This is a genomic window from Kitasatospora sp. NPDC059973 (assembly GCF_042737525.1).
GTDB lineage: Bacteria > Actinomycetota > Actinomycetes > Streptomycetales > Streptomycetaceae > Kitasatospora.
In genome coordinates this window covers 1-10,930 of record NZ_JBHWUI010000223.1, presented here as the reverse complement: position 1 = coordinate 10,930, position 10,930 = coordinate 1, and the positions used below count along the sequence as shown (strand labels likewise).

The following is a 10,930-nucleotide window of genomic DNA, read 5'->3' as shown; positions in this document are numbered from 1 at the left end:
CCCGGACTCCCTCGGGAGTCCGGGGCCACCGGCTTCGCGCGTCGGCCTTCCGGGTCAGCCCGCCGCGCGGCGCAGCTCCACCAGCGGCACCACGCGCCCGGCCCGCGCCCGGTAGGCGGCGAACGCCGGCTGGGCGGCGATCTGGGCCGCCCAGAGGGCCTCGTACCGCTCGCCGCCGGTCACCGGGACGGCCAGCGCCGGGTAGCGCTCGGCGCCGAGCTCGACGGTGACCTCGGGGCGGGCGGCCAGGTTGCGGTACCAGTCCGGATCGGCCGGGGCGCCGCCGTTCGAGGCGAAGACGACGGGTCGGCCGCCCTCCGTCAGATGGACCAGCGGGGTGGTGCGCGGCTCGCCGCTGCGCCGGCCCCAGGTGGTGAGCAGCAGCAGCGGGGTGCCCGCGAAGGAGCCGCCGACCGTGCCGGCCGAGGCCCGGAACTCGGTGATCACACCGCGGTTGTACGCGTTGCCGCCGGCGGCGGGCTCGGGGTGGACGGCGTTCATGGGAGACCTCCTGGGGTGGTCCGGTTCGTCTGGGAACGACCCTAGGAGCTCACACCTGTGTGAGGTTCAAGGGGATGTGACGGAGGTCACACCGAGGATCCGGCGGCGGGAACGGCGAGGGGCCGGACCTCCACGGAGGAGGTCCGGCCCCTGGGTTCACCGGTTCACCGGCTCACCGAGCGCTCAGGCGTCGCCGCCGGCGGCACCCGGGTCGGCCGCGGCCACGTCCAGCAGCTGGTAGCGGTCGATCGCGTCCTTCAGGGCGCTGCGGTCGATCTTGCCCTGCTTCGCGAGCTCGGTGAGCACGCCCAGGACGACCGACTGCGCGTCGATGTGGAAGAAGCGACGGGCCGCGCCACGGGTGTCGGCGAAGCCGAAGCCGTCGGCACCCAGCGACTGGTACTGCCCCGGCACCCAGCGCGAGATCTGGTCCGGCACCGCGCGCATCCAGTCGGAGACGGCGACGAACGGGCCCTCGGCGCCCTGCAGCTTCTGCGTCACGTAGGGGACGCGCTGCTGCTCCTCCGGGTGCAGGAGGTTGAACTCCTCGGCCTCCACCGCGTCGCGGCGCAGCTCGTTCCAGGAGGTCGCGGACCAGACGTCGGCCTTGACGTTCCACTCCTCGGCGAGGACGCGCTGGGCCTCCAGGGCCCACGGCACCGCCACGCCGGAGGCGAGGATCTGGGCCGGGATCTGGCCGGCGGTCGCCGGGGCGTACCGGTGCAGACCCTTGAGGATGCCCTCGACGTCGACGTTCTCCGGCTCGGCCGGCATCTTGATCGGCTCGTTGTAGACGGTCATGTAGTAGAAGACGTCCTCGCCGTGCGGGAACTCCGCCGACGAGCCGTACATCCGCCGCAGGCCGTCCTGGACGATGTGCGCGATCTCGAAGCCGTACGCGGGGTCGTACGCGACGACGCCCGGGTTGGTCGAGGCCAGCAGGTGCGAGTGGCCGTCCGCGTGCTGCAGGCCCTCGCCGGTCAGCGTGGTCCGGCCGGCGGTGGCGCCGATCACGAAGCCGCGGGCCAGCTGGTCGGCCATCTGCCAGAACTGGTCACCGGTGCGCTGGAACCCGAACATCGAGTAGAAGACGTAGACCGGGATCAGCGGCTCGCCGTGGGTGGCGTAGGAGGAGCCCGCGGCGATCAGCGAGGCCGTGCAGCCCGCCTCGGAGATGCCGTCGTGCAGCATCTGGCCGGTCGGGGACTCCTTGTACGCCAGCAGCAGCTCGCGGTCGACCGACTCGTAGGTCTGGCCCAGCGGGTTGTAGATCTTCGCCGACGGGAAGAGCGAGTCCATGCCGAAGGTGCGGTACTCGTCGGGCGCGATCGGCACGAAGCGGTTGCCGATGCCCTTGTCCCGCATCAGGTCCTTGAGCACCCGGACGAACGCCATGGTGGTGGCGATGGTCTGGTTGCCCGAACCCTTCTTGACCGCCTTGTACGCGTCGTCGCCCGGCAGCTCCAGCTGACGCGGCCGCACCTTGCGGGTCGGCACGTAGCCGCCCAGCTCCTTGCGGCGGTCGTGCATGTACTGGATCTCCTCCGAGTCACGGCCCGGGTGGTAGTAGGGCGGGTAGCCCTCCTCCAGCTGCTTGTCCGTGATCGGGATGTGCAGGCGGTCGCGGAAGCGCTTCAGGTCCTCGACCGTCAGCTTCTTCATCTGGTGCGTCGCGTTGCGGCCCTCGAAGTTGGGGCCGAGCGTCCAGCCCTTGACCGTCTGGGCCAGGATGACCGTCGGCTGACCCGTGTGCTCGCGGGCCGCCTTGAACGCCGCGTAGACCTTGGCGTGGTCGTGGCCGCCGCGGCCCAGGTGCTGGATCTGCTGGTCGGTCATGCTCTCGACCATCTTGCGCAGCCGCAGGTCGCCGCCGAAGAAGTTCTCGCGGATGTACGCGCCGGTCTCGGTGGCGTACGTCTGGAACTGGCCGTCGACCGTGGTGTTCAGCTTGTTCACCAGGACGCCGTCGCGGTCCTGTGCGAGCAGCGGGTCCCAGCTGCGGTCCCAGACCAGCTTGATGACGTTCCAGCCGGCGCCCCGGAACTGGGACTCCAGCTCCTGGATGATCTTGCCGTTGCCGCGGACCGGGCCGTCCAGGCGCTGCAGGTTGCAGTTGACCACGAAGGTCAGGTTGTCCAGGCCCTCACGCGCGGCGAGCGACAGCTGGCCCAGCGACTCCGGCTCGTCCATCTCGCCGTCGCCGAGGAAGGCGTACACGTGCGAGGCGGAGGTGTCCTTGATGCCCCGGTGCTCCAGGTAGCGGTTCATCCGGGCCTGGTAGATCGCGCCGAGCGGGCCGAGGCCCATCGAGACGGTCGGGAACTCCCAGAAGTCCGGCATCAGCCGCGGGTGGGGGTAGCTGGAGAGGCCGTACGGGGCCTTCGACTTCTCCTGGCGGAAGGCGTCGAGCTGCTGCTCGGACAGTCGGTCCAGGAGGAAGGCGCGGGCGTAGATGCCGGGGGAGGCGTGACCCTGGAAGAAGATCTGGTCGCCGGACTCGCCCTCGGCGTCCTTGCCGCGGAAGAAGTAGTTGAAGCCCACGTCGTAGAGCGACGCGGAGGAGGCGAAGGTGGCGATGTGGCCGCCGACGCCGATGCCCGGACGCTGCGCCCGGGAGACCATGACGGCCGCATTCCAGCGGGTCGCGTTGAGGACCTTGCGCTCGATCTCCTCGTTGCCGGGGAAGAACGGCTCGTCCTTGGTGGCGATGGTGTTGATGTAGTCCGTGCTGCGCATCTCGGGCACGGCGACACGCTTCTCGCGGGCGCGCTCGATCAAGCGGAGCATCAGGTAGCGGGCACGCTCGCGCCCCCGCTCGTCGATGGCCGCGTCAAGCGACTCCAGCCATTCCGCGGTCTCCTCGGGATCGAAGTCCGGGACCTGACTCGGAAGGCCGCCAATGATGATCGGGTTGCGATCGGATCCGGAAGCCACGCTGTTCCTTCACTGTCGGTCGAAACTGAGGTGTGTCGCGCCGCCTCCATCGTGCTACCGCGCTCGGAGATCCGTCATCTCTACCGATCGGTAACCGCTGCGCCCGGTAGGCGGAGCGGTCTGGCGGCGCGCGGAGCAGGCGCTATTGCCTGCGCCCCGCACCACCGGGTGTTACGAACAGAGGTGGTCCGACCTGGTTGCCCGATCGTCCGATGGCGGGCGGTCGGGGTGAGGGCCAACAGGAGACTCTACGCCCGCGCACGCGCGGACCCGAATGCCGTTCGCATCTCGGGCACGCGTACGGCCTGTGGACCGGGGTCACCCGAAGCATCCTTGTCCCATGCAGAGAAGGGCAAATCGGTGTGATTCACGACACGTCGACCGGCGTGTCCCCCTGCGACACGTCAACCTTTGGAGGGGATCGGGGGTCGGGTACTTGCGCGAACCGCCGCGCCCGTGTGGACTACGGCCACAGCCTCGGCATGGATGCCGAGCCGAATACTGGAGGTTATTCCCGTGAGCGCGACCGCGGACCCCGCGGACAAGTCCAACCCGGCCCACCGTCTCGGATTCGAGAAGGACCAGATCATCCAGGAGCTGGGGTACGACGAAGACAGTGACCAGGAACTCCGCGAGGGCATCGAGGAGATCACCGGGACAGATCTCGTCGACGAGGACTACGACGACGTCGCCGACGCCGTCCTGCTGTGGCACCGCGACGACGACGGAGATCTCACCGACTCCCTCGTCGACGCCCTGGAATACCTGGCCGAGGGCGGCCTGATCTGGCTTCTGACGCCCAAGACCGGCCGGGACGGCCACATCGAGGCGTCCGACATCGCCGACGCGGCCCGGACCGCCGGCCTCTCGCAGACCAGCTCGATCGCCATCGCCAAGGACTGGGCCGCCACCCGGTTGGCGACCAAGGCCGCCAAGGCGGGCAAGCGCTGAGCGCCCCTCGCGCCTGAGCCGCGATCCAGGGCCGGGCCCCGTTGGAGCTTCCTCCAGCGGGGCCCGGCCGTTTCGCGTTCCGGGCTGGATCCCCTGCCGGGGGTCGCGTTCGCCGAGGGCGAAAGCGGCCGCCCGAGCGCCTGCCGCCTCACCCGTTCGGCCGAATCGGGGTCGGCGAATGCAAGGATGGCGCTCGCCGCGCCCGCCGCGCGGCCCTGTCGCGTCAGAAAGGTCCCACCATGGCCATCGAGGTCGGCACCGAGGCTCCGGACTTCGAGCTGAAGAACCAGCACGGCGAGCTGGTCAGGCTCTCCGACTTCCGGGGCGAGAAGAACGTCGTCCTGGTCTTCTACCCGTTCTCCTTCACCGGCGTCTGCACCGGCGAGGTCTGCGCGATCCAGAAGGAGCTGCCGCGCCTGCAGAACGACGAGGTCCAGGTGCTCGGCGTCTCCAACGACTCGCCGTTCACCCAGCGCGTCTTCGCCGAGCAGGAGGGCCTGGAGTACCCGCTGCTCTCCGACTTCTGGCCGCACGGCGAGGTCTCCCGCGCCTACGGCGTCTTCAACGAGGAGAAGGGCTGCGCGGTGCGCGGCACCTTCGTGATCGACAAGGCCGGCGTGGTCCGCTGGAGCGTCGTCAACGACCTGCCGGACGCCCGTGACGAGCAGGAGTACCTGAAGGTCCTCGGCGCGCTCTGAGGCCCCCGCGCGCCCCTTCCCGGGGGTGCCCGACGGGCCCGGCGGGCTGCGGACGGACCGCGGGGCGGGCCCCGCGCGGATTCGAACAGCCACGCCGGGCCCGTTCTCCGCCCAGGACGGGAACCCGGCACTACGATCGGTCCGTTGGCTGGTCAGAGGCTCGGCGCAATCGTCGCCGCACCTCCGACCGCACCACGGGGGCACCAGTGCGTGCCTCCCGAATCTTGGAGGACAAGTGGGTGTCAGCCTGAGCAAGGGCGGCAATGTCTCGCTCACCAAGGAAGCCCCCGGCCTGACCGCCGTGGTCATCGGCCTTGGCTGGGACGTCCGTACCACCACCGGCACGGACTTCGACCTGGACGCCAGCGCCCTGCTCTGCAACGACCAGGGCAAGGTCGACAAGGACGGCAACTTCGTCTTCTTCAACAACCTGAAGAGCCCCGAGGGCTCGGTCGAGCACACCGGCGACAACCTGACCGGTGCCGGCGAGGGCGACGACGAGGCCATCAAGGTCGACCTGGCGACCGTGCCGGCCGATGTGCAGAAGATCGTCTTCCCGGTGTCGATCTACGACGCCGAGAACCGGACCCAGAACTTCGGCCAGGTCCGCAACGCGTTCATCCGCGTGGTGAACCAGGCCGACAACAAGGAGCTGGCCCGGTACGACCTCTCCGAGGACGCCTCGACCGAGACCGCGATGGTCTTCGGCGAGCTGTACCGCAACGGCGCGGAGTGGAAGTTCCGCGCCATCGGCCAGGGGTACGCCTCCGGCCTGCGCGGCATCGCCCAGGACTTCGGCGTCAACGTCTGAGCCGGGCGGCGGGCCCGCCGGGCCTGACGGAGCACCACCGGGCCGGGGCCGGCCGCGGACGCGAGGGCGTCGGCGGCCGCCCCGGCTTCGTGCTGTCCGGGGCCGGGTCGCTCGGTTCCGTGCTGTGCGGCCTCGTGGCGCCCGGGGCGGGCGGCGGGTGGGCCCGGCCGGGGGTCACCGGTTCGTGCGCCCCGGCTTCGAGCCGGTCCGGCGCACTGGAAGGATAGGAGTTCAGGAAGTTCAGCCGGCCGAAGGAGGCCGGGCGGGGCCACGGGGGAATAGACCTTGAGATGCGCCCCGGGAGGAAAAGGGAGGAAGGACAGCCATGAGTGTCACGCTCGCCAAGGGTGGAAACGTCTCGCTCACCAAGGCCGCGCCGAATCTGACGCAGGTCCAGATCGGCCTCGGCTGGGACGCCCGCTCGACCACCGGTGCGCCGTTCGACCTCGATGCGAGCGCGCTGCTCTGCTCGGGAGGCCGGGTGCTCGGTGACGAGTACTTCGTCTTCTACAACAACCTGAAGAGCCCCGAGGGCTCGGTCGAGCACACCGGTGACAACCTCACCGGCGACGGCGACGGCGACGACGAGGTCGTGCTGGTCAACCTGGACCTCGTCCCCCCGCAGGTGGACAAGGTGGCCTTCCCGGTGTCGATCTACGACGCCGAGTCGCGCCTGCAGAACTTCGGCCAGGTGCGCAACGCCTACATCCGGGTGGTCAACTCCCTGGACGGGCAGGAGATCGCGCGGTACGACCTGACCGAGGACGCCTCCAGCGAGACCGCGATGATCTTCGGCGAGCTGTACCGCTACGCGGGCGAGTGGAAGTTCCGCGCGGTGGGCCAGGGGTACGCCTCGGGTCTGCGCGGCATTGCCCTTGATTTCGGCGTGAACGTACAGTAACGGCGGCCCGAGACCCGCGTCCGACGCGGTCGACGTCCTCGGCGCCATGAACTCGAAAGGTAACCAAGTCCCGTGTTCCTCCGCACCTTCGGCTGGTCATTCGCGATCACCGTCATCGGGCTGATCGCAGCCGGCCTGCTCTGGGGAGCTGAAGGATTCGGCATCGTGCTGATCCTCTCCATCCTGGAGATCTCCCTGTCGTTCGACAACGCGGTGGTCAACGCCACGGTGCTGAAGCGGATGAACCCGTACTGGCAGAAGATCTTCCTCACCGTCGGCGTGCTGATCGCCGTCTTCGGTATGCGGCTGATCTTCCCGCTGCTGGTCGTCGGCCTCACCGCGCACCTCAGCCCCGCGACCGTCATCGACCTCGCGCTCAACTCCGACAAGACCTACGAGGGTTCCACCTACGCCCAGTACCTGGAGGCCGCCAACCCGGCCATCGCGGCGTTCGGTGGCGTCTTCCTGCTGATGATCTTCCTCGACTTCATCTTCGAGGAGAAGGACTACAACTGGCTGGCCTGGATCGAGCGTCCGCTGGAGAAGGTCGGCAAGCTGGAGGCCTTCTCGACGGTCGTCGCGCTGGTCACGCTGCTGCTGGCGTCCAACTTCTTCGCCGGGGAGCACGCCGAGACGGTGCTGCTCGCCGGTGTGCTCGGCCTGGTCACCTACCTCTCCGTCAACGGGCTCTCCTCGATCTTCGAGGCGGGCCTGGAGGAGGAGGCCGAGGAGGAGGAGACGTCCGGCAAGTCCGGGAAGTCCATCGTCCAGGTGGGCGGCAAGGCCGCGTTCTTCCTCTTCATGTACCTGGAGGTGCTGGACGCGTCGTTCTCCTTCGACGGCGTGGTCGGCGCGTTCGCGATCTCCAGCGACATCTTCCAGATCACCCTGGGCCTCGGCATCGGCGCGATGTACATCCGCTCGCTGACCGTCTACCTGGTCCGCCAGGGCACCCTCGACGACTACGTCTACCTGGAGCACGGCGCGCACTACGCGATCGGCGCGCTCTCGGTGATCCTGCTGGTCGGCATCGAGTACCACATCCCGGAGATCGTCACCGGCCTGATCGGTGTCGCCTTCATCGGCCTCGCCCTCGGCTCGTCGATCCTGCGCAACCGCAAGGAGGCCGCCGCGGGCGGCGGCGGGGACGACCACGAACTGGCGAGCGCCGGCAAGTAGCGCTCCGCACCCGGGGCCGTCGCCCCGGGGCCCGACGAGAACGGCCGCCCCCTCCGGTGAGGGGGCGGCCGTTCTGCGTGCGTGGTGCTCGGTTCGGTTGTCCCCGCTGCGGGAGGGTCAGCCGAGCTGCTGCTCGATGGCGCGCAGCTTGCGCTCCAGCGAGTCCAGCTTGGGCATCGACAGGGTGTCGTCGTCGGCCGTCAGGTCGATGGTCGAGCTGCGGTAGGAGGACGACGAGGAGCCGCTGCCGAGGTAGGACGAGTCGCCGAACGGGTCGGTCGAGGAGGACCCGACGGCGGCCCGCGGGCGGCGGCCGGCCTCCAGGGCGCTCAGCGAAGCGGGCTCCAGCACGGAGCGGCCGGTCTGGGAGGTGGCGTCGGCGTCGGCGGCTAGGGCAGGCTCCGAAGCGTTCGGGCCGTCTCCGGCAGCGGTGAGCGCGGGCACCTGGCGGCCGCCGCGGGCCCGGGCCAGCATCCCGCTCTGGCGGGAGATGGCCTTGAGCTCGGCGCGCTCGCGGCGGTCGGCGCTGCGGGCACGCAGCTTGGCGGCCTCCTTCGTCTGGCGCTCCTCGCGGACCTCCTCGACCGCCTCGTCCAGGCTGCGGACGTTCTCCAGCAGCATCAGCGACCAGGCGGCGTAGGTCTCGCGGGGGGCGCGCAGCCAGCGGACGATCCGGATCTGCGGCAGCGGACGCGGGACGAGGCCCTGCTCGCGCAGCGCGGCCTTGCGGGTCTGCTTCAGCGCCCGGTCGAACAGGATCGCGGCCGAGATGGACATCCCGGAGAAGAACTGCGGGGCGCCGTCGTGGGACACGCCGCGCGGGGCGTGCACCCAGTTGAACCAGGCCGAGGCGATCGCGAAGACCCAGACCAGCAGGCGCGAACCGAGCGCCGCGTCACCGTGGCTGGCCTCGCGCACGGCGAGGACGGAGCAGAACATCGCGGCGCCGTCCAGGCCGAACGGGACGAGGTACTCCCAGCCGTTGGACAGGCCCAGGTTCTCCTTGCCGAAGCCCACCAGGCCGTGGAACGAGAGCGCGGCGGCGACGCCGGCGCAGCAGAACAGCAGGACGTAGGAGGAGATTCCGTAGATCATCTCCTTGCGCCGGCGGCGCTCCTCGGTGCGCTCCCAGGAGTCACCCGAGTCCTCGTTCTTGGTCGTGTTCTTGAAGCGCAGCGTCGCCACCAGGATGGCGGTGAACAGCAGGGCTGCGCCGCCGATGACGGTCCAGACCAGCTGTATGGAGGTCAGGTTCATTGCGGGTCGGGCCTCGGGTTTCCGCAGGGGACAGGTCACAGTGCGACACAGACGATCAGATCCCGTCGCCGGGACAGGGCCTGACGGTGCGTCCTTGCCGCCGGGCGCCCACCGCGCCCGGGCAGGGGCGGTCGGGACACCTGTGCGGCTAGACGATATCGCGTCCGAAGGGGCGGCATGTTACGGGAGGGGACCTTCGTCCCGCCAGCCGACCCGCCGTCGGCTCCCGGCCGCCGTCGGGTGGTCGGCCGGTGGTCGGCCGGTGTCCCGCCGGTGCACCGTCGGTGTCCGGTTCACGTGGCTGGGTAAGCAGTTCGGGTACCCGGCGGGCGGGCTGATGCCGGATCATTGAGCGACGGACCGCCGGACCGGCCGGCGGCCCTGGGGGAGGACTGGGATGGCCTCGATTTGGGAGTACCTGCGCGGGGAGCGGAACACCCTGGACCCGGGCGGGCAGCACAAGATCACACTCACCAAGTCGACACCGCAGCACGCGATCACCGGGGCCGCGGCCACCACCGGCTACCTCTACGTCAACCTGCACTGGACCACCCGGATAGGAGCGCCGCGCTCCTCCGGCCGGGACGCGCTCAAGCGCTGGTTCAGCCCGCGCATCCTCAGCCCGGTGGAGCCGGACACGCAGCAGGGCGCCCAGCTCAACGTCGACCTCGACCTGGCCTGCATGTACGAACTGTCCGACGGCAGCCGGGGCGTGGTGCAACCGCTCGGCGGCTACTTCGGGGACCTCCAGCGCGCGCCCTTCGTCAAGCTCAGCGGCGACGACCAGTACGGGGCGCCGTCCGGCGAGACGATGTACGTGAACCTGGAGAAGAAGGACCAGTTCAAGCGGCTGCTCATCTTCGTCTACATCTACGACGGCACACCCGCGTTCGAGCAGGCCAACGCGGTGGTGACGATCGTGCCGCAGACCGGTCCGCGGATCGAGATCAAGCTGGAGGAACGTGCCCCGGCCGCCCGTTCCTGCGCGGTGGTGCTGATCGAGAACTCCGGGGACAACCAGCTGACGGTGCGCCGCGAGGTGCGCTACGTCAACGGTTTCCAGGCGGACATCGACCGGCTGTACGGCTTCGGGATGCAGTGGCAGCGCGGGTACAAGGGCCCGTCCGGGCCGGAGTAGCGGCCCCGCGCGGCGGTCAGCGGGGCTGGAACTGCGGGCCCTGCGGCGGCAGCGCGAACTCCTCGGGGGCGGCCGGGGGCTGCGGGGCCGGCGGGGCGGGCTGCTGGGCCTGCTGCTGGGCCTGCTGCTGGGACGGCGGCGCGGTGGCCGACTGGGGGTAGCCGTAGCCGCCCTGCTGCTGCGGTGCGGGCTGCGGCGGGTACCCGTAGGTGCCCTGCTGCTGCGGGTAGGGCTGCTGCGGTGCCTGGTGGGCCGGCTGCGGGTAGCCGTACCCGGGGCGCGGGGCCTGCTGGGGATAGCCGTAGCCGCCCTGCTGGGGGCCGGGCTGCGGGTACCCGTACCCCGGTTGCCGGGCCGGGGGCGCGGGCGGGACGGTCGGCGTGGTCGTCGGCATCGCGGGCGGCGCCTGCGGCGGCGGGGGAGCATGGGCGGGTACGGCCGGGGCCGACGCGGGCGGCTGTGGGGCGGCGGCCTGCGCGGCGCCGAGCGGGACGGCGGGCGCCAGGGTGTACGTGCCCGGCTCGGGGCGGGCGACGGGGCGCGGGTCCGGCACGGCGGCG

9 protein-coding genes and 1 pseudogene are annotated in these 10,930 nt (G+C 70.4%); 6 read left to right on the top strand and 4 right to left on the bottom strand.

Annotated elements, in window-relative coordinates:
- Window positions 1-54: 54 nt before the first annotated feature.
- Both ACFWA9_RS35590 and aceE read right to left on the bottom strand, forming a co-directional pair.
- Window positions 55-501 (bottom strand): nitroreductase/quinone reductase family protein, encoded by a 447-nt coding sequence (locus ACFWA9_RS35590; protein WP_329487478.1) that lies wholly within the window; start codon window positions 499-501, stop codon window positions 55-57.
- 183 nt (window positions 502-684) lie between these two features.
- Window positions 685-3,435: a pyruvate dehydrogenase (acetyl-transferring), homodimeric type gene (gene aceE / locus ACFWA9_RS35585; RefSeq protein ID WP_359802907.1), complete on the bottom strand. Its 2,751-nt coding sequence runs from the start codon at window positions 3,433-3,435 to the stop codon at window positions 685-687.
- 516 nt (window positions 3,436-3,951) lie between these two features.
- On the opposite strand from aceE, the gene ACFWA9_RS35580 reads away from it, so the two are divergent.
- The 5 genes from ACFWA9_RS35580 to ACFWA9_RS35560 all read left to right on the top strand — a co-directional run bounded on the left by ACFWA9_RS35580 (window position 3,952) and on the right by ACFWA9_RS35560 (window position 7,975).
- Window positions 3,952-4,386, top strand: coding sequence for a DUF3052 domain-containing protein (locus ACFWA9_RS35580; protein ID WP_329487476.1), 435 nt, complete (start codon window positions 3,952-3,954; stop codon window positions 4,384-4,386).
- A gap of 239 nt (window positions 4,387-4,625) precedes the next feature.
- The gene (locus tag ACFWA9_RS35575) at window positions 4,626-5,084 is read left to right on the top strand and encodes a peroxiredoxin (RefSeq protein WP_329487475.1); all 459 of its coding nucleotides are present in this window, start codon (window positions 4,626-4,628) and stop codon (window positions 5,082-5,084) included.
- 235 nt (window positions 5,085-5,319) lie between these two features.
- The gene (locus tag ACFWA9_RS35570) at window positions 5,320-5,895 is read left to right on the top strand and encodes a TerD family protein (RefSeq protein WP_329487474.1); all 576 of its coding nucleotides are present in this window, start codon (window positions 5,320-5,322) and stop codon (window positions 5,893-5,895) included.
- A 325-nt stretch (window positions 5,896-6,220) separates the two neighbouring features.
- Entirely contained in the window at window positions 6,221-6,796 is a 576-nt protein-coding gene (locus ACFWA9_RS35565) for a TerD family protein (RefSeq protein ID WP_329487473.1), read from the top strand.
- A 72-nt stretch (window positions 6,797-6,868) separates the two neighbouring features.
- Window positions 6,869-7,975, top strand: coding sequence for a DUF475 domain-containing protein (locus tag ACFWA9_RS35560; RefSeq protein WP_352289697.1), 1,107 nt, complete (start codon window positions 6,869-6,871; stop codon window positions 7,973-7,975).
- A gap of 117 nt (window positions 7,976-8,092) precedes the next feature.
- Here the strand turns inward: ACFWA9_RS35560 and ACFWA9_RS35555 are convergent, their stop codons facing one another.
- The gene (locus ACFWA9_RS35555) at window positions 8,093-9,232 is read right to left on the bottom strand and encodes a DUF2637 domain-containing protein (protein WP_329487471.1); all 1,140 of its coding nucleotides are present in this window, start codon (window positions 9,230-9,232) and stop codon (window positions 8,093-8,095) included.
- Between the two features lie 397 nt (window positions 9,233-9,629).
- Between ACFWA9_RS35555 and ACFWA9_RS35550 the strand changes: the two genes are divergently transcribed.
- The gene (locus ACFWA9_RS35550; RefSeq protein ID WP_329487470.1) at window positions 9,630-10,370 is read left to right on the top strand and encodes a Tellurium resistance; all 741 of its coding nucleotides are present in this window, start codon (window positions 9,630-9,632) and stop codon (window positions 10,368-10,370) included.
- Window positions 10,371-10,386: 16 nt separating this feature from the next.
- Here ACFWA9_RS35550 and ACFWA9_RS35545 read toward each other — a convergent pair.
- A pseudogene (locus ACFWA9_RS35545) lies at window positions 10,387-10,930 on the bottom strand (topoisomerase II); the annotation flags it as partial.